General features: G+C 60.8%; 13 protein-coding genes. 6 read left to right on the top strand and 7 right to left on the bottom strand.

The window, feature by feature from the left end; all coding sequences use genetic code 11:
* Positions 1 to 17: 17 nt before the first annotated feature.
* From N2A98_RS16020 to N2A98_RS16005, 4 genes are all read right to left on the bottom strand, one after another.
* Positions 18 to 3,167 (bottom strand): hybrid sensor histidine kinase/response regulator, encoded by a 3,150-nt coding sequence (locus N2A98_RS16020; RefSeq protein ID WP_275622313.1) that lies wholly within the window; start codon positions 3,165 to 3,167, stop codon positions 18 to 20.
* An 86-nt stretch (positions 3,168 to 3,253) separates the two neighbouring features.
* A complete protein-coding gene (locus N2A98_RS16015; RefSeq protein WP_125970330.1) occupies positions 3,254 to 4,441 on the bottom strand; it encodes an EAL domain-containing response regulator in 1,188 nt (395 codons plus the stop codon).
* Entirely contained in the window at positions 4,428 to 7,229 is a 2,802-nt protein-coding gene (locus tag N2A98_RS16010; protein WP_275622312.1) for an ATP-binding protein, read from the bottom strand. Before N2A98_RS16010 ends, N2A98_RS16015 begins: the two co-directional genes overlap by 14 nt.
* Before the next feature lie 104 nt (positions 7,230 to 7,333).
* The gene (locus N2A98_RS16005) at positions 7,334 to 7,723 is read right to left on the bottom strand and encodes a hypothetical protein (RefSeq protein WP_161952171.1); all 390 of its coding nucleotides are present in this window, start codon (positions 7,721 to 7,723) and stop codon (positions 7,334 to 7,336) included.
* A gap of 384 nt (positions 7,724 to 8,107) precedes the next feature.
* Here N2A98_RS16005 and N2A98_RS16000 point away from each other — a divergent pair, with 384 nt between their 5' ends.
* From N2A98_RS16000 to N2A98_RS15985, 4 genes are read left to right on the top strand one after another with little or no spacing between them, the layout of a single operon-like run.
* Positions 8,108 to 8,581: a MarR family transcriptional regulator gene (locus tag N2A98_RS16000; RefSeq protein ID WP_014718945.1), complete on the top strand. Its 474-nt coding sequence runs from the start codon at positions 8,108 to 8,110 to the stop codon at positions 8,579 to 8,581.
* Positions 8,578 to 10,029: an efflux transporter outer membrane subunit gene (locus tag N2A98_RS15995; protein WP_275622311.1), complete on the top strand. Its 1,452-nt coding sequence runs from the start codon at positions 8,578 to 8,580 to the stop codon at positions 10,027 to 10,029. The genes N2A98_RS16000 and N2A98_RS15995 overlap by 4 nt, the downstream gene beginning before the upstream one ends.
* 15 nt (positions 10,030 to 10,044) lie before the next feature.
* On the top strand, positions 10,045 to 11,244 hold the full coding sequence (locus tag N2A98_RS15990) for an HlyD family efflux transporter periplasmic adaptor subunit (protein ID WP_014718943.1): 1,200 nt from the start codon (positions 10,045 to 10,047) through the stop codon (positions 11,242 to 11,244).
* The gene (locus tag N2A98_RS15985; protein WP_003192178.1) at positions 11,244 to 12,773 is read left to right on the top strand and encodes a DHA2 family efflux MFS transporter permease subunit; all 1,530 of its coding nucleotides are present in this window, start codon (positions 11,244 to 11,246) and stop codon (positions 12,771 to 12,773) included. The genes N2A98_RS15990 and N2A98_RS15985 overlap by 1 nt, the downstream gene beginning before the upstream one ends.
* 151 nt (positions 12,774 to 12,924) lie before the next feature.
* On the opposite strand, the gene lpxH is transcribed toward N2A98_RS15985, so the two are convergent.
* Positions 12,925 to 13,674, bottom strand: coding sequence for a UDP-2,3-diacylglucosamine diphosphatase (gene lpxH / locus N2A98_RS15980; protein ID WP_034133801.1), 750 nt, complete (start codon positions 13,672 to 13,674; stop codon positions 12,925 to 12,927).
* A complete protein-coding gene (locus N2A98_RS15975; RefSeq protein WP_014718940.1) occupies positions 13,671 to 14,177 on the bottom strand; it encodes a peptidylprolyl isomerase in 507 nt (168 codons plus the stop codon). Before N2A98_RS15975 ends, lpxH begins: the two co-directional genes overlap by 4 nt.
* A 237-nt stretch (positions 14,178 to 14,414) precedes the next feature.
* Between N2A98_RS15975 and N2A98_RS15970 the strand changes: the two genes are divergently transcribed.
* Complete coding sequence (locus tag N2A98_RS15970; RefSeq protein WP_047711167.1) at positions 14,415 to 16,115, top strand: glutamine--tRNA ligase/YqeY domain fusion protein; 1,701 nt, start codon at positions 14,415 to 14,417, stop codon at positions 16,113 to 16,115.
* 15 nt (positions 16,116 to 16,130) lie between these two features.
* Positions 16,131 to 17,513, top strand: a complete 1,383-nt coding sequence (cysS, locus tag N2A98_RS15965) for a cysteine--tRNA ligase (protein ID WP_275622310.1) — start codon at positions 16,131 to 16,133, stop codon at positions 17,511 to 17,513.
* Positions 17,514 to 17,731: 218 nt separating this feature from the next.
* Here cysS and N2A98_RS15960 read toward each other — a convergent pair whose 3' ends face one another.
* Entirely contained in the window at positions 17,732 to 18,067 is a 336-nt protein-coding gene (locus N2A98_RS15960) for a DUF6124 family protein (RefSeq protein ID WP_044274005.1), read from the bottom strand.
* Positions 18,068 to 18,581: the final 514 nt, after the last annotated feature.

Raw genomic sequence — 18,581 nt, 5'->3', positions numbered from 1 at the left:
GATATTCCAAAGTGAAATTATTCAAGGGTATCGAGCAAAGCGTTCAATCGTGCGAGGTTCTGTTGCACGTCCAGCGCGAGGGCGGGCGTGATGGCCATTCCGGTCAGGCGACATTCCAGTTCGACAAACGCGCTGGCCATCGCCTGAAGCTGTACCGAGCCCACGGCCCCGGCCATGCTGTGCAGTTGCTGCGCCACGGCATTGGCATCACCGCTTCCTAAGGCCGCCAAGGTGGTCTGCACATCCTGGCGCAGGGTGGTGACAAACAGCGCGCGCATTTTTGGTGACAGCGTGGGGTGTTCGACCACTGGCGGCAGGACGATCTGGCAATGTTTCTCCAGTTCGGCGCGCAAGGTCGCCAGGTTCAGCGGCTTGACCAGCCACGCCTGCATGCCGACAGCGGCGCAGCGTTCGCCTTCCTCGCGAAGGGCGTTGGCGGTGATGCCGATGATCGGCAGCGTTTTATCCTGCTGGCGCAGCGCTTCGGCCAACTGGTAGCCGTTCATGAGTGGCATATTCACATCGGTCAACACCAAGTCGTAACGCCCGGGCAGCCACTGCGCCAGGGCTTGTTCGCCATTCGCCGCCACCACCACCGAGCAACCCAGCGCTTCGAGTTGTTCCTTGATCACCGCCGAGTTGATCACATTGTCTTCGGCCACCAATACGCGCAGGTTCAACTGACGGGGTTTTGCCGGGCGCGTGGGTGGGCTGTGCGCGTCGGCATCGTGGTGTGCCAGGACAATTGCGTTGGCAATCGCGCGCACATCGTGGGCATCGACGGCCCAGGCCGAACCTGACAATTGTGGCGGGTTGGGCCCGCCGGGTGTCGCGATGACGTGAGGCCCGAGCCAGGCGGGGGGATTGGCGAGTGGCGCAAGGTCAACCAGCAGCGCCGAGGGCGGCGGCACGTCAGCGGTGACAGCGCGGCTGTCCAGGCCAAACCGCGCCAGCCAGTCGATCAGGTGTTGCGCCAGTTCAGCTACCGGCGCACGTACATACACCGCCGGGGTGCCGGGTGCGAAGGTGGGGCAATCGGCCAGGCTGCCGAGCACAGTTTTCAGGGCCAGGTGCAGGGTAAAGCTGCTGCCCAATCCGGGCTCGCTGACCACCCTCAACTGGCCTTGCATCAGCTCGCACAACCATTTGCAGATGGCCAGGCCCAATCCCGCACCTGCTTGGCTGGTGGCATCGTTGACCTGGTAGAAAGGGTCGAACAAGCGCTGTTGCTGGGCCTGGGAAATTCCCACGCCGGTGTCGCTGACTTGCCACTGCACCTGCGCGTTTTCCAACACCCGCACCCGTAGCACCACTCGACCGTTATCGGTGAACTTGATTGCATTGCTCAACAGGTTATTGAGGATCTGGCGAATGCGCAGCGGGTCGCCGCGCAGCCTGTCCGGCAAGGTTGCGTCGATGCAGGCGTACAGTTGCAAGCCCCTGGCCTGGGCGAAGGCGCTGTAGGTACGCACGCTGTCTTCGGTCAGCTCCAGCGGGCAGAAGTCCTGGTGTTCCAGGATCATTTGCCCGGCTTCGATCTTCGACACGTCCAGCACGTCGCTGATCAACTGGAACAAGGTGGCGGACGAGCGCTGGATAGTGTGCAGGTAATCCTGCTGGCGTGGGGCGAGGGCGGTCAGGCCGAGCAGTTCCAGGGTGCCCAGCACGCCATACAGCGGTGTGCGGATCTCATGGCTCATGGTCGCGAGGAAGCGGCTCTTGGCCTGGTTGGCCGAGTCGGCGGCTTCGCGGGCAGATTCCAGGGCGGCGGCATCTTCGATGTGCCGGGTTACGTCATGCAGCGCGCATAGCCAGGCATCCTGACCCTGGTAGCGCGTAGGCACGAAATCGACGTGCAGGTGACGCCCGTTGATTTCAAGATCGGTCTGCCCGGCCTCGCTGTGCAACTTGAGCAGGCTTATCAATCGTTGGCTGTCATGCCAGGCTTGAGAGCGCTGATTTTGCAGAAGCACTTGGTGATCACTGCGGCGGATCACACACAGCCCGGCGGGTGCCGTGTCGATCACCGTGCGGCTGAACGCCTCGCTTTCAGCGGTGCTGGCATGGGCGCGTTGCGCGGGCAGGATCACCCGTGCGGTGTACCAGCGATTGGCTGCCCGACTGCAGCCGAGCACTGCCAGCACCAGCGCAACCAGGCACAGCAACGGCCACAGCGCGTACTTGAGAAAGCGGTGCAGGCTAATGACGTAGATAGCCGTCCAGTGTTGTTCGCCAGGACTGGTGAGCTTGAACACCAGCCCGTCGCGGCTGAAATTCAAGCCCTTGGCCAGCATTTGTCCGTCTTTCAGAGTGCCTGTTAACACTTGGCCTGCGGGAGTGACCAGGGTGAAGTCATCGTAGATCGACCATTGCAGCAACCGCTCGATGTTATTGATCTGCGCCAGGTTCAACAGCGAGCCCAGCACCACCCGAGTACTGGCCCCCGCGATGGTTGAAAACTCGCCAGGCAGATTGATCTCCACGTAAGCCAGCAGTATCGGTGCAACGTCACCGGGGGCCGCCGGGTAGGGCGCCCAATGCACCTGATTGTCCCTCTGCGAGGTTTTTTTTGTTTCCAGGCGCTGATTCAGTTGGGTCATCACCTCGACCAACGCGTTCACCCGTGTCGGTCCTGCCCCGCGCAGTCGGCCGGCTGAGGGCACCGTCACGTCAAAATTGCCAGGGCCATTGAGCAGCATCACTTGGGGCGACTGATAGTGCGAAGTTGCCCAGAACGCACTGTAATAGGCGGCCAGATAGGTGCCCAGAGCAAAGATGTTGGGGGATTGATCGGCGGTGATCTTGTCCGGATTGATCTTCAAGCTATACGGTAAGGAGAATGGCAGGGCGCGACCTTCATACACGTTCGGCCCCTCTTCGGGCAGTGGTCTTTGCATAGGGGGCGGCAGGGAAGTCGAGGGCTTGATCTCACCTTTGACGCTTTCCAGTGCCGCATTGCGCAGAAAAACCTCGTGCTCGTGGATATTTTCCATCAAGCGGGCGAAGTGGAAGTCCAAGGTATCGCGCTGTTCATCAAGCATGCGCAGCACACCCAGGTAGCTGATGCCCAGCAACAGCGGCACCAGGGCGCCGAGCACCAGCAGGCCTTTATTCAGGCGCGAGGAACTGCTGGCGAGTTTTTCCAGGAAGGCGTTGGGCGGGTGCATTACTGCGCCTGGACGAAGGTGAGGGAGCTGCTTGTGAACACAATGACCTCTATAGCAAGCGACGTTCGGCCACACGCTTGCGCGGATCAATACACGTTCGCCGGCCCGTCATGGGTCAGCAATTGCTGGAACTGATCCGAAGACACGGCGTGGGAAATCAGGAAGCCTTGTACCTGAGTGCAGTCGATCTTACGCAACAGTGCAAGTTCTTGCGCGGTTTCTACGCCTTCGGCCACTACCGTCAGGCCCAATTGGCGGCCCAGGCTGACAATGCTGGTCAGCGCCTGGGCCAGTTCTTCGTTGGCGTTGCAGCCCTGCACCAGCGCTCGGTCGATTTTCAACTCGGTGAAGGGCGCGGACACCAGGTTCATGTACGAGCTGTAGCCCTTGCCAAAATCATCCTGGGACAGGCCGAAACCCTTGATCCGCAAGCGGCAGGCGCCGGCGTAGAAGTTGCTGATGTCATCCGGGACCGAGCATTCCATCAACTCAAAGCAGATGCGCGCGGGCAAACCTTGGTGTGCCAGTACGAAAGCGAGGATGCGATCGGGCAGGTCGTGGCTGTTGAGCAGGTGAGTGGGCAGGTTGATCGACACAGGAATGTCATAGCCGTGTTGGCGCCACTGGGCCTGGGCCACCATCGCCTGTTCCAGCACCCGCCACAACAGGCGTTCTTCGAGGCCGAAGGCAATCAACGCCGGCAGGAACGCGCCGGGCAGCAAGGTGCCGTGGTCGGGGTGAATCCAGCGCACCAGAGCTTCGGCGGCGACGATGCGGCCGTTGTCCAGGGCCTTCTTGGGTTGGAACCAGGCTTGCAGTTCGTGATTGTCCAGGGCATTGACCAGGCTCTGGCGGTCGATGCCGGGTTGGGTTTCGGCGAGCAGGGTGTGGCGCAGCCCCTGCAGTTGATCAATCAGGCAGCGCAGGGCGGCGGCATTGACCGGCTTGGAAATCAGCCCTATGACCTTCACTTGCAGGTTGCTCGCCACCAGGCTGGCGCCCATCAGCATACGGCGCGACGCCGCACTCATGATCGCCAGTGCCGGTCGCGAGGTTTGCGCGGCCAGGCCCTGGATAAATTGCACACCGTCCATGCCGGGCATCAGCAGGTCCGTCAGCACCAGGTCGAAGTCGCGGTTTTTCAGGCAGGCCAGGGCGGCTTCACCGTCCCTGGCAAACGCCAGGTCAAACTCGCCCAAGGTGTTGAACAGGTTCTGCAAGTACAGGTGCTGGAAGGGGTGATCTTCAACAATCAGAATGCTACAGGGTTTCATGGGCAGCTCGTTCGTAGGGAGCCAGGGCGGTGAACAAGGCTCGCAGCGTAAAAGGTTTGATCAGGCAGTGATTCATGCCGGCGGCCAGACACAGGGCGTCTTCACCACGCATGGCGTTGGCGGTGGCGCCGATGATGGGGGTTGTACAACCCAGCTCGCGCAGGGCCTTGGCCAGGTCGTAGCCATTGAGCTTGGGCATATTGACGTCGGTGAGCACAATGTCGAAGCCGCCGTCGTGCCAGAGCGACAAGGCTTCTTCACCATCTCGGGTCAAGGTCACGCTGCACCCAAGCTCTTCGAGCTGGTCGCGCAGGATCAGTTGGTTGATGACGTTGTCTTCTGCCACCAGGATATGCAGGCCCAGCGGGCTCAGCTCGCGCGGTTCGCAGGTTGGTTGGGGCAGGGCTGGTCGGCCGCCCTGGGCATGGCGCACCGCTTGCTGGATCGCCTTCAGGTCATTGAGGTTGACACTCCAGCCATCGCCGCGAAATTGCGGCTCGTAGGCACCGTCGCAACGGGCGATGACCCTTGGCCCCTGCCAGGGCAGGCGTGGGCGGGAGTCCGGCGGATCGGGGTACAGCTCAAGCAACACGCCAGCGGCGTCCGACTCCATCCCCACCGGCACGCCGATTTGCGGCCGGGCGCCCCAGAGGCGCAGCCAACCGCTGATGTTTTGCGCCAGTTCATGCACGGGCGAGACCACGTATACCCTCTCCGCCGTCAGTGTCTGTGGCATGGCCGACAGCAGCCTGGATGAACGTTGTTCCAACGGCGCCGCCAGGGAAAAACTGCTGCCCAGGCCCGGTTCGCTGACCATGCGCAGGGTGCCATTCATCAAGTGGGTCAGGCGCAGGCAAATGGGCAGGCCCAGGCCGGTTCCGGCCATCACATTGTTGTTGCCTGTGGTCTGGTAGAACGGTTCGAAAATAAACGCCTGGTCTTGATGGGCTATCCCCTTGCCGGTGTCCGAGACCTGCCATTGCAGACACACCCGCTCGCCTTCGCGGCTGAGCACCTGGACCCGCAACACCACGCGCCCGGCGTCGGTGAACTTGACGGCATTGCTCAGCAGGTTGTTGAGGATCTGCCGCAGTCGGCTGATATCCCCCAGCAACGGCTCCGGCAGTTGCGGGTCGAGGCAGGCGTACAGTTGCAAGCCTTTGCTCTGCGCTGCGGCGGCGTAGCCCTGCACCACCTCTTGCACCAGGGCCTGCACAGAGAATTCGCTCAGTTCCAAGGCCAGTTGCCCGGCCTCGATTTTCGACACGTCCAGCACATCGCAGATCAACTGCAGCAAGGTGGCGGAAGAACCCTCAATGGTGCGCAGGTAGCTTTTCTGCTGGGCATCCAGATGCGTGCGACCGAGCAACTCCAGGGTTCCAAGCACGCCGTACAGCGGCGTGCGGATTTCGTGGCTCATGGTGGCCAGGAACAGGGTCTTGGCTTCGTTGGCGGCGTCCGCAGATTGGCGCGCCTGTTGCAACGCTGCTTCGATCTGAGTGCGCGCACTGATGTCGCTGAACGCACATAACAGCACATCTTCACCTTTGTAACGGGTGGGGGCGCAGCTCAGGTATAAGTGACGGCCGTCGGCGGTCTCGAAGTAATCCGTGAGGCAGGGCGCCGTGGGGTCGAAGGCATTGCGTATCCAGCCCGGGCCCAATTGCTCGCCGCACTCACCCAGCCATTGTCGGGCTAGGGTGTTATCCAGCACCACCTGGCCATCGGTGCGGCGCAATACGCACAGCGCCACGGGCGCAGTCTGGATCACGTCGCGGCTGAACAGCTCACTTTCCACCAGCGCCTGGAGACGGTGCAGCGCCGGAGTAATGAAGCGGTGCTCCAGGCGGCGGGTCAGCAGGCACACCAGGCTGATACTCAGCAGGCAGAACGCCAGCGCGCCGAAGATTTGCGGCCATAGCGCCTGCACCACGGCGAGCAAATCAATGGAGTAGGTGAGTTGCCAATCCGAGGACTTCAACTGCTTGCGCAACACCAACTGTTCGGGAAACCAGCCAGCGCCGACAAACCCGAAGAAGTCCTGTTGCCGCAGCAGTGGCAAGTTCTGCCCAGGCGGAGGTGTATGGCTATTGCTGAACAGCGCCATGCCCTCGGCGTTGAACATCGTGAACTCGCCGGCACTGTGGTCGTTCAAGGCACTGGAGACTTCGTGGTCGTCCATTTCCAGGCCGAGCCAGCCGGAGTTCACGTCCCGCTCGTCCAGGCGAATAATGATATACAACCGTGAATGCCCATTGGACGCATGGGTCAGCCATAACTCTTGAAGAGTTTTCGACGTCTTGAGGGCGGTCAGTTGATTGAGCATGCCCTGGGAAAACACGGTGGTGACCGGTGCGGTGCTGTACAGCCGCAGCACACAGCCCTCGGTGTCGACATACAGCAGGTTGAGCTGCTTGGCCTTCAGGTAGTCACGCATGCGCTGGGTCAGCCAGATGCTCCATTGCTGGCCCGGTGTTTGCCCCAGCAACAGGCGGATCTCCTCATCGGATACCGGCGCGTTCAGTTCGGTTTTACGCGTGGCTGATAAGCTCAGACTCTCCAACAGCGCTTCACGGGTGGTGAAAAAGGTATGCGCTTCAGCTATGGCGCTGCTCATGTAGCTGCGCCGCTGGGAGATTTCATTGTTGAAGGTAAACAGCAAAAAGCTGTACACGCCACCGAGAATCCCTACCAGCAGTACCAGCGCAAAAACGCGCAACAGCCGGCGCGCGGCGTTGGGGTTGGAAAGGACCGGGCTGATCTGGTGGAGGTAGTTCTTTAATCTCATCCCGGCACTTTAGGGAAGGCCAGGTGTAGGGAAAATCAGACGATCCTTAGATTGTTACAGGTAGTTCACGATGAAGGTCACATCCGTGTTGGCGCTGCCCGCCTTCAGGGTGCCGGTGGGCAAGCGGTAATACGCCGCCGACAGGGGGATCTGGAAATGGGTGCCAGTGGGGCTGAAGGCATTGAACGGGTAGGTGGTGTCCAGTGCGCTGTGCTGCTCCGGCTTTTTTCGAAGTCCTTAAGCTGATAGTCGTCGCCCATGGCGACCGGGACGGCGGGTGTCTGGCAGGAGGCTTTATTGACTACGATCGGGTTGCTCAGGTTGAATATTTTCAGTATCAGGTAATCGTTGCTCAGGGTGGCCAGGTTGCCTGCATCAATCTTGGCTTTTTCCGCCAGTGGGCCGGTCTTCAAGATTTCCAGCCTCACCCCCCCCCGCGCTGCCGATGGCATAGGTTCTGTCCGCAGATGGGATGGGTTGATATCCTGGTTCATAGCGATCTGTACCCGTCATCCAGATACGGAAGGAAAGCCCAGATTTGCCAAGCGGGAAAGTCGTCTGCTTGGCGAACGTGTCGCCCGGGACGGGATTGATCAAAATGCCATACCTCGAGTTATCCCTGCAGTACCAGGTGTGACCGGTGCTTTGCAGCGTCTCAGTAGACGCGCTTTTAAGTACTTCATGGGCAGGGCTATACGAGTTGTTCCAGAATCTCCTACCTTAACTAGCACAGATACCGTAGCCCATCAGGCAATCCTTAGACCTCATGCTCATCCCTCAACTACCAAGCAACCTAATTATTCCATTTGACATTCGCTGCCTAAGCAGTAACATCTCGTCACACATTCACTGCCTAGGCAGTAATAAGGTGACTTTCGATGCCTCACTTCACCCCTGACAACTTCCACAACTGCCACCTCGGCCTGTTGCTGGGCCGCGCTGCCATCCTCAAGGACCGCATCATCGACACCCATATGGAACCCCACGGCATCACCGCCGCGCAGTTCAAGGTGTTGATCATCATGGCCCAGTTCGGCGTCGATACCCCGGCGGAGCTGTGCCGCAACCTGTCCCTGGACAGCGGCTCGATGACGCGCATGCTCGACCGGCTGGAGCAAAAAGACCTGCTCAGCCGCAAGCGTTCCGAGCTGGATCGTCGCCAGGTGCAGTTGGTATTGACCGCCGAAGGCCAGCGCCTGGCGGACATGCTGCCGCACATTGGCGCCAAGGCCCTCAACCAGTTGGCCGGCGTGCTTGAGCCGGGCGAGCTGGAAACCCTGGAGCGGATCCTGAAGAAAATGCTGATCGCTGCGGGTGACCCCATCACGATCCAGCGGGTAGGTCGATCATGAACACACGCGCACTCAGCTTGGTGCTGGCGGCGATGACGTTGGCCGGTTGTGCCAACTACAGCGGCCTCGATACCCAGGGCCAGCGCCTCGACGCCAATACCCTGCACACCGGCAAGTCCCTGAGCGGCGTGACGCTGTCTAGCGCCGCCTGGCCGGCTGCTGACTGGTGGAAAAGCTTGGGCGACCCACAGCTTGACGGCCTGATCCAGGAAGCCCTGCAGAACAGCCCCGACATGCAAGTCGCCGACGCCCGCGCCCACCAGGCCGAAGCGGCTGCCTATGCCGCCAACGCGGCGCGCATGCCGACCCTGGATGCCAGCGCCGGCGTGAGCCGCTCGCGCCTGGCCAAGGACCAAGACCCACGCGGGCAGGGCGATGCCTATTCGACGGTGCGCAACATCGGCGCCAGCTTCAATTACAACTTCGACCTCTGGGGTGGCCAGCGCGCCGCCTGGGAAGCCGTGTTGGGCGAGGCCCGTGCTGCCGAAGTCGATCAGCAGGCTGCGCGCCTGACCCTGGCCGCCAACGTGGCCAAGGCCTACAGCGACCTGGGCCAGGCCCATATCGTGCGTGACCTGGCCGTCGATGACCTCAAGCGCACCCGCCAGATGCTCGACCTGAGCAAGCGCCGCCTGAGTTCCGGTATCGACAGCGAGTACCAGTACCAGCAGACCGAGAGCCTAGAAGCCAGTTCTCAGTCGCAACTGATTGACGCGGAAAAACAACTGCAAAGCGCCAAGATCGCCCTCGCCGTATTGCTCGGCAAAGGCCCGGACCGCGGTGACGAGTTGGCCCGCCCAGTGGTGCTCAAACCCAGCGCCGTCGCGGTGCCCGCGGTATTGCCTGCCGAGCTGCTCGGTCGTCGCCCGGACCTGGTCGCCGCACGCTGGCGAGTGGAGGCGGCGAGCAAGAACATCGACGCCAGCAAAACCCGCTTCTACCCCAACCTCAACCTGAGCGCGAGCGCAGGTGCCGAGTCGTTGCTGGGGGATGCGATGTTCGGTTCGGCCAGCCGCTTCTTCAATATCGCACCGACGATTTCGCTGCCGATTTTTGATGGCGGCCGCCTGCGCGCCGACCTCGATGCCCGGGATGCCGACTACGACCTGGCCGTGGCCCAGTACAACAAAACCCTGGTGCAAGCCTTGGGTGATATCGGCAACAGCCTGTCCCAACTGCGCGACACCGGGCGGCAGATCCAGGCCCAGCAACACGCGGCCGACATCGCGCAGCAGTCCTACGACACCGGGGTGCAACGCTACAGCTCAGGCATCGGTAACTACCTGGATGTGCTCAGCATCGAGCAGCAGTTGCTACAGGCCCAGCGTCAGCTGGCCACCCTGAATGCGGCGCAGATCGACCTGTCGATTCAATTGATGCAGGCCCTGGGTGGCGGGTACCACGCCAACAGCGTGGCCGCGACCACCCCAGCTACACGCACGGAATAATTTGAGGTATTTGTCATGGCCACTGCCGAAAGCACCAACGCAACCGAACAACCCAAAGACACCAACCCGCGCAAACGCAAAGTGATGCTGATCGGCCTGGCGCTGATCGTCATCCTCAGCGTGGTCGGCGTGTGGGCCTGGTATGAATTCTACGGGCGCTTCAATGAAAGCACCGACGACGCCTATGTGAACGGCAACGTGGTGGAAATCACCCCGCTGGTCACCGGCACCGTGGTCAGCATTGGCGCCGACGATGGCGACCTGGTGCACGAAGGCCAAGTGTTGATCAACTTCGACCCCAACGACGCCGCCGTCGGCCTGCAAAGTGCCCAGGCCAACCTGGCCCGCACCGTGCGCCAGGTACGCGGTTTGTACAGCAACGTCGATGGTATGAAAGCCCAGGTCAATGCGCAGAAAGCCGATGTGCAAACCGCCCAGGACAACTACAACCGCCGTAAGACCCTGGCCCAGGGTGGCGCGATTTCCCAGGAAGAACTGTCTCACGCTCGCGACAGCCTGACCGCCGCCAAGAACGCCTTGACCAACCTTGAGCAACAACTCAAAACCACCAATGCCCTGGTGGATGACACGGTGATTTCGTCCCACCCCGATGTGCAAGCGGCCGCCGCGCAACTGCGCCAGGCGTACCTGACCAATGCGCGCAGCACCTTGATCGCGCCGGTCACCGGCTATGTGGCCAAGCGCACCGTGCAACTGGGCCAGCGCGTGCAGCCGGGTACCGCGTTGATGGCGGTGATCCCGCTGGACCAGCTGTGGATCGATGCCAACTTCAAGGAAACCCAACTGCGCGATATGCGCATCGGCCAGCCGGTGGATATCGAGTCGGACATCTACGGCAGCGACGTGAAGTACAGCGGCACCGTCGACAGCCTCGGCGCCGGCACCGGCAGCGCGTTCGCCTTGCTGCCTGCACAGAACGCCACCGGCAACTGGATCAAGATCGTGCAGCGGGTACCGGTGCGCATCCATATCAACGCCGAAGAGCTGGCCAAGCACCCGCTGCGGGTGGGCTTGAGCACCGTGGTCAACGTCGACCTGCACGACCAGAGCGGCCCGGTGCTGGCGCAACAGGCGCCGCAAAAAGCTTCGTTCACCACCAACGTGTATGACCGCCAATTGGCCGAAGCCGATGCCATGATCAACCAGTTGATCCATGACAACAGCGTCGCCGCTCCCAAGGCTGCGCAACGCTGATGAGCAATAACGCCTCGTTCACGCCACCCAGCCTGTTGATGGCCACTATTGGCCTGTCGCTGGCGACCTTTATGCAGGTGCTCGACACCACCATCGCCAACGTGGCGTTGCCGACCATCTCCGGCAACCTGGGGGTGAGTTCGGAGCAGGGCACCTGGGTGATCACCTCGTTTGCGGTGAGCAACGCCATCGCCTTGCCGCTCACCGGTTGGTTGAGCCGGCGCTTTGGCGAGGTGAAGCTGTTTTTGTGGGCGACCCTGCTGTTTGTGCTGGCGTCGTTCCTGTGCGGTATTTCCACCTCGATGCCTGAGTTGATCGGCTTTCGGGTCCTGCAAGGCTTGGTGGCGGGGCCGCTGTACCCCATGACCCAGACCTTGTTGATTGCGGTCTACCCACCCGCCAAGCGCGGCATGGCCCTGGCGTTATTGGCGATGGTCACGGTGGTAGCGCCGATTGCCGGGCCGATCCTCGGTGGCTGGATCACCGACAGCTACAGTTGGCCGTGGATCTTTTTCATCAACGTGCCCATCGGGATCTTCGCGGTGATGGTGGTGCGTGCGCAGCTGAAAAAACGCCCGGTGGTCACCAGCTACCAGCCGATGGACTACGTAGGGCTGCTGAGCCTGATCGTCGGGGTTGGCGCCTTGCAGATCATCCTCGACAAGGGCAATGACCTGGACTGGTTTGAGTCCAACTTCATCATCATCGGTGCGGCCATTTCGGTGATCGCCCTGGCGGTGTTCGTCATCTGGGAGATGACCGACAAGCACCCGGTGGTCAACCTGCGGCTGTTCGCGCACCGTAACTTCCGGATCGGCACCATTGTGTTGATCCTCGGTTATGCGGGCTTTTTCGGCATCAACCTGATCCTGCCGCAGTGGCTGCAAACCCAGATGGGCTACACCGCCACCTGGGCCGGGCTGGCGGTGGCGCCCATCGGCATTTTGCCGGTGCTGATGTCGCCGTTCGTGGGCAAGTACGCGCACAAGTTCGACCTGCGCCTGCTGGCGGGCCTGGCGTTCCTGGCGATTGGCTTGAGCTGCTTCATGCGCGCCGGTTTCACCAACGAAGTGGACTTTACCCACATCGCCATGGTGCAGTTGTTCATGGGCATCGGCGTGGCGCTGTTCTTCATGCCGACCTTGAGCATCCTGATGTCCGACCTGCCGCCGCACCAGATTGCCGATGGCGCGGGGCTGGCGACCTTCCTGCGTACCTTGGGCGGCAGCTTCGCGGCGTCGCTGACCACCTGGATCTGGATCCGCCGGGCCGACCAGCACCATGCCTACATGAGCGAGAACATGACCGTCTACGACTCGACCACCCGCGATGCGTTGCAGGCGCTGGGCGGGGCAGGGCAGAAGGCCTATACCCAACTGGACCAGATCCTCACCAGCCAGGCGTACATGATGTCCACCGTGGATTACTTCACGTTGCTGGGGTGGATGTTCATGGGCTTGATGTTGCTGGTGTGGCTGGCCAAGCCGCCGTTTACGGCGAAGGCCGGGCCGGCGGCTTCAGGGCACTGACTTGAGGTTGTACTCAGTCAAGAATGTGGGAGCGGGCTTGCTCGCGAATGCTGAGTGTCAGTCGATATGGCTGTGACTGATACACCGCATTCGCGAGCAAGCCCGCTCCCACAGTTGGATCTCTGTTCACATTGACCGGTGTTGTGCTTGATCAGGCGCCAGGCAATGCTAACTGCGGGTTGACGAAGTCAAACGCCGCCAGTTGAAAGCCTTGCTCATCCACCTGCAATGCCCAGCCTTGCTTGTCCCAGTCCCCCAGCACAATGCGCTTGGCCGCCTGGTCGCCGATCTGCAACTTATGGATGGCGGGGCGGTGGGTATGGCCGTGGACCAGGGTGCGCACGCCAAACTGCTGCATCACCCGTGGCACTTCTTCAGGCGTGACATCGACAATGTCATTGGCCTTCATACGCACCTGCGCGCTGCTCTCACTGCGCAGCTTGCGCGCCAGTTTGTGGCGTGTGCCCAAGGGCAGGTGGCGCAGGATAAACAGCACAATCGGGTTACGCAGGATGCGCCGCAGCTTCATATAGCCGAGGTCGCGGGTGCAGAGGCTGTCGCCGTGCATCAACAGCACAGGCTCGCCATACAACTGCACGACCGTCGGGTCCTTGAGCAAGGTAGCGCCTGCCGCTTTGCAGAACGCCTTGCCGATCAGGAAATCGCGGTTGCCGTGCATGATGAAAATCGGGGTGCCGCTGTCGCTCAGCTCGCGTAGAGCCGCGCAGATGGAACGCTGGAAGGGGGTCATGCCATCGTCGCCAATCCAGGCTTCGAAGAAGTCCCCCAGAATGTACAACGCCTGGGCGCCACGGGCGCGGCCGTGGAGCAGATCCAGAAACGCCCGGGTGATGTCCGGGCGCTCCTCTTCCAGATGCAAGTCTGAAATCAGCAATATCACGCTTCGATGATCTCGGCTTTCTCGACGATCACGTCTTCGGCTGGAACGTCCTGGTGACCGGCCTTGGAGGTGGTCGATACGCCTTTGATCTTGTCGACAACGTCAGTGCCTTGGGTGACTTTACCGAACACTGCGTAGCCCCAACCCTGCACGTTCTTGCCGCTGTGGTTCAGGAAGGCGTTGTCGGCGACGTTGATGAAGAACTGCGCGGAGGCCGAATGCGGCTCCATGGTACGGGCCATGGCGACGGTGTACTTGTCGTTGGAAAGGCCGTTGTCCGCTTCGTTCTGGATGCTTGGACGCTTGTCTTTCTTCTCTTTCATGCCAGGCTCGAAACCGCCGCCCTGGATCATGAAGTTGCCGATGACACGGTGGAAAACGGTGTTTTCGTAGTGGCCGGCTTTGACGTATTCGATGAAGTTGGCGACGGTGATCGGCGCTTTCTCGGCGTTCAGCTCGATGACGATGTCACCGTGGTTGGTGGTCAGTTTGACTTGAGTCATGTTCGCTACTCTTTTCAGGGAATTCGTGGGTGTGGGCGCCTGGGCACCTTACCTGTCTGGCTAAACGACGGCCAAGGCGCGCAGTTTAGCGTGCCCTGCGGGAATTTCGAGGTGGTTTTTTACCGCCCGGGCAATTAATTGGCCGCGCTCTGTATGTGTCTTGACTGCTTCGGCTATTATGAGCCCTTTGTTTTATCTGGCCCCACCTGGCCACGCACCTGTCTGTTCAAGGATCCTATGAGCAAGCCCACTGTCGACCCTACCTCGAATACCAAGGCCGGACCTGCCGTCCCGGTCAATTTCCTGCGCCCGATCATCCAGGCGGACCTGGATTCGGGCAAGCACACGCAGATCGTCACCCGTTTCCCGCCTGAGCCCAACGGCTACCTGCACATCGGCCACGCCAAGTCGATCTGTGTGAACTTCGGCCTGGCCCAGGAGTTCGGTGGCGTCACGCACCTGCGTTTCGACGACACCAACCCGGCCAAGGAAGACCAGGAATACATCGACGCCATCGAAAGCGACATCAAGTGGCTGGGCTTCGAATGGTCCGGTGAAGTGCGCTATGCCTCCAAGTATTTCGACCAGTTGTTCGACTGGGCTGTCGAGCTGATCAAGGCCGGCAAGGCCTATGTGGACGACCTGACCCCGGAGCAGGCCAAGGAGTACCGTGGCACGCTGACCGAACCGGGCAAGAACAGCCCGTTCCGCGACCGTTCGGTGGAAGAGAACCTGGACTGGTTCAACCGTATGCGCGCCGGCGAATTCGCGGACGGCGCCCGCGTGTTGCGCGCCAAGATCGACATGGCCTCGCCGAACATGAACCTGCGCGACCCGATCATGTACCGCATCCGCCATGCCCATCACCACCAGACCGGTGACAAATGGTGCATCTACCCGAACTACGACTTTACCCACGGTCAGTCGGACGCCATCGAAGGCATCACCCACTCCATCTGCACCCTGGAGTTCGAAAGCCATCGCCCGCTGTACGAATGGTTCCTGGACAGCCTGCCGGTACCGGCGCACCCGCGTCAGTACGAGTTCAGCCGTCTGAACCTGAACTACACCATCACCAGCAAGCGCAAGCTCAAGCAACTGGTCGATGAAAAACACGTACATGGCTGGGATGACCCGCGCATGTCCACCCTGTCGGGCTTCCGTCGTCGTGGCTACACCCCGGCGTCGATCCGCAACTTCTGCGACATGGTTGGCACCAACCGTTCCGACGGTGTGGTCGATTTCGGCATGCTGGAATTCAGCATCCGCCAGGACCTGGATGCCAACGCCCCGCGCGCCATGTGCGTGCTGCGCCCGTTGAAAGTTGTGATCACCAACTACCCGGAAGGCCAGGTCGAGAACCTCGAACTGCCGCGTCACCCGCAGAAAGAAGAGCTGGGCGTGCGCAAATTGCCGTTCGCCCGCGAAATCTACATCGACCGTGATGACTTCATGGAAGAGCCGCCAAAAGGCTACAAGCGCCTGGAGCCGAACGGCGAAGTGCGCCTGCGCGGCAGCTACGTGATCCGTGCGGACGAAGCGATCAAGGACGCCGATGGCAACATCGTCGAGCTGCGTTGCTCGTACGACCCGGACACCCTGGGCAAGAACCCTGAAGGCCGCAAGGTCAAGGGCGTGGTCCACTGGGTGCCGGCCGCTGCCAGCATCGAGTGCGAAGTGCGCCTGTACGATCGTCTGTTCCGCTCGCCAAACCCTGAAAAGGCCGAAGACAGCGCCAGTTTCCTCGACAACATCAACCCTGACTCCTTGCAAGTACTCACTGGTTGTCGTGCAGAGCCATCGCTTGGCGACGCACAGCCGGAAGACCGTTTCCAGTTCGAGCGCGAAGGTTACTTCTGCGCAGATATCAAGGACTCGAAACCTGGTGCTCCGGTATTCAACCGTACCGTGACCTTGCGAGATTCGTGGGGCCAGTGATTTAAGGGAAACATCGTGCTAACGATCTACAACACGCTCAGCAAGACCAAAGAAGTCTTCAAGCCGCTGGATGGCAACAAGGTGCGCATGTACGTGTGCGGCATGACCGTGTACGACTACTGCCACATCGGCCACGGCCGCAGCATGGTTGCCTTCGACCTGGTGACCCGCTGGTTGCGTTTCAGCGGCTATGACTTGACGTACGTGCGCAACATCACCGACATCGACGACAAGATCATCAACCGTGCCAACGAAAACGGCGAGTCGTTTGATGCGCTGACCGAACGCATGATCGCCGCCATGCACGAGGACGAGGCGCGCCTCAACATCCTCAAGCCGGACATGGAACCGCGTGCCACGGACCACATTCCTGGCATGCACGCGATGATCCAGACCTTGATCGACAAGGGCTACGCCTACGCCCCGGGCAACGGCGACGTGTACTACCGCGTCGCCAAGTTCATGGGTTACGGCAAGCTGTCGCGCAAGAAGATCGAAGACCTGCGCATCGGCGCACGTATCGAAGTCGACGAAGCCAAGCAGGACCCGCTCGACTTCGTGCTGTGGAAAGCCACCAAGCCGGGCGAGCCGAGCTGGGAGTCGCCGTGGGGCCCTGGGCGTCCGGGCTGGCACATCGAATGCTCGGTGATGTCCACCTGCTGCTTGGGCGAGACCTTCGACATTCATGGCGGCGGCAGCGACCTGGAGTTCCCGCACCACGAAAACGAAATCGCCCAGAGCGAAGCTGCCACTGGCAAGACCTACGCCAATGCCTGGATGCACTGCGGCATGATCCGCATCAATGGCGAGAAGATGTCCAAGTCCTTGAACAACTTCTTCACCATCCGCGACGTGCTGGAAAAGTACCACCCGGAAGTGGTGCGCTACCTGCTGGTGTCCAGCCATTACCGCAGCGCCATCAACTACTCCGAAGACAACCTCAAGGACGCCAAGGGCGCCCTGGAGCGTTTCTACCACGCGTTGAAAGGCCTGCCCGCGGTTGCACCGGCTGGCGGCGAAGCCTTCGTGGCACGCTTCACCGAAGTGATGAACGACGACTTCGGCACCCCGGAAGCCTGCGCCGTGCTGTTTGAGATGGTGCGCGAGATCAACCGCCTGCGCGAGACCGATATCGACGCAGCGGCAGGCCTGGCGGCGCGCCTGAAAGAGCTGGCCAGCGTGTTGGGCGTGTTGCAGATGGAAGCGGATGACTTCCTGCAAGCGGGCGCTGAAGGGCGTGTGGATGCCGCTGAGGTAGATGCACTGATCCAAGCGCGTCTGGCGGCTCGCAGCAATAAAGACTGGGCGGAATCCGACCGTATCCGCGACCAACTGACCGCGATGGGTGTGGTGTTGGAAGACGGCAAGGGTGGGACGACGTGGCGGTTGGCTGACTGACCGTTGATAGCTGCACGCTGAATAAAAAACGCCCCGACTGGTTCGGGGCGTTTTTTTGCACACTGTTTAACGTTTCACTCGATCCACTGTGGGAGCTGGCTTGCCTGCGATGACGTAGTGTCAGTTACCGAAGATGTTGGCTGACCCGCTGCAATCGCAGGCAAGCCAGCTCCCACATTTTTTACCGTGCCCACTTTGCGAACTCTTCCGTTTCAGATTTATGTGTGAGTTGGATGGTCTTTGAGGCTTAGTGTTTTATCCACCATTAACTGGATCCCCTCCAGCATCCGACAAATCCCCAGAGCCACGCTGCGAGGATTGCCGTCGATCTCAAAAGCCAAGTGGCTTGCCAGTGCATGAACCGACGCTAGATCCTCCGATGCGTTGACCAGCAGCGTCTCGACGTCTAGTCCTTCGCGCACGGTAAACAAGCCATGGCCCTCAGCAGACGGCTCTGGTTTCTCAGACGGATTCAGATAGTGGTTGATTGCTCGATGAGCAGCAGGGTGACGCGTGATTGAATCTGAAGGTGGATTAGGACTGTCTTTAATCATGGCGAAGCTCCTAGAGTATTGGAGTCACCACCCCTCGCTGCGAAACGATATTGGGGTGGCAGCTGTACGCAGGTTCGCAGACCGGGACTCTAGGCACCCGGCATACCCGAAGGTATCCCGCGCACAGCCGCCATAACATCAGGCATAAAAAAGCGCCCGCTATCTTGAGGTGGACGCTGTGCGTCTAGAGTTTAACCGAGCTGCGAAACCCGGTCGCTGAATTTGCAGCGACCGCCGAAGATTAGGCAGGCATCTTCCGAGGGGCAACCCTAAAACGCTGTCGGAAATTTCTGGCTGGGCGTCGATGCTTAGATGGATCAGGTGCCAGCTGAGGTAATGGTTACCGCCAAGAACCGCTTTGCTGATCGACCGGGCGCTTCCCGGTGTGGCGCGTAGCGCGATGATGCTGAGCTGGCGCAATGGGCGGCGCGTATCTGCTCGATTGCCTGGCGCCAAACCAAATGTGGGAGCTGGCTTGCCTGCGATGGCCATAGGTATCTACACAACTGAGTGG

This window comes from Pseudomonas sp. FJ2-5-13 (assembly GCF_029201605.1).
Taxonomy (GTDB): Bacteria; Pseudomonadota; Gammaproteobacteria; order Pseudomonadales; family Pseudomonadaceae; genus Aquipseudomonas; species Aquipseudomonas lactis.
This window is presented reverse-complemented; position numbering and strand designations above follow the sequence as displayed.

Bases quoted from the DNA above. Each gene is read 5' to 3' on its own strand.
- N2A98_RS16020 (WP_275622313.1), bottom strand. From the start codon at position 3,167: ATGCACCCGCCCAACGCCTTCCTGGAAAAACTCGCCAGCAGTTCCTCG.
- N2A98_RS16015 (WP_125970330.1), bottom strand. From the start codon at position 4,441: ATGAAACCCTGTAGCATTCTGATTGTTGAAGATCACCCCTTCCAGCAC.
- N2A98_RS16010 (WP_275622312.1), bottom strand. From the start codon at position 7,229: ATGAGATTAAAGAACTACCTCCACCAGATCAGCCCGGTCCTTTCCAAC.
- N2A98_RS16005 (WP_161952171.1), bottom strand. From the start codon at position 7,723: ATGAACCAGGATATCAACCCATCCCATCTGCGGACAGAACCTATGCCA.
- N2A98_RS16000 (WP_014718945.1), top strand. From the start codon at position 8,108: ATGCCTCACTTCACCCCTGACAACTTCCACAACTGCCACCTCGGCCTG.
- N2A98_RS15995 (WP_275622311.1), top strand. From the start codon at position 8,578: ATGAACACACGCGCACTCAGCTTGGTGCTGGCGGCGATGACGTTGGCC.
- N2A98_RS15990 (WP_014718943.1), top strand. From the start codon at position 10,045: ATGGCCACTGCCGAAAGCACCAACGCAACCGAACAACCCAAAGACACC.
- N2A98_RS15985 (WP_003192178.1), top strand. From the start codon at position 11,244: ATGAGCAATAACGCCTCGTTCACGCCACCCAGCCTGTTGATGGCCACT.
- N2A98_RS15975 (WP_014718940.1), bottom strand. From the start codon at position 14,177: ATGACTCAAGTCAAACTGACCACCAACCACGGTGACATCGTCATCGAG.
- N2A98_RS15970 (WP_047711167.1), top strand. From the start codon at position 14,415: ATGAGCAAGCCCACTGTCGACCCTACCTCGAATACCAAGGCCGGACCT.
- N2A98_RS15960 (WP_044274005.1), bottom strand. From the start codon at position 18,067: ATGATTAAAGACAGTCCTAATCCACCTTCAGATTCAATCACGCGTCAC.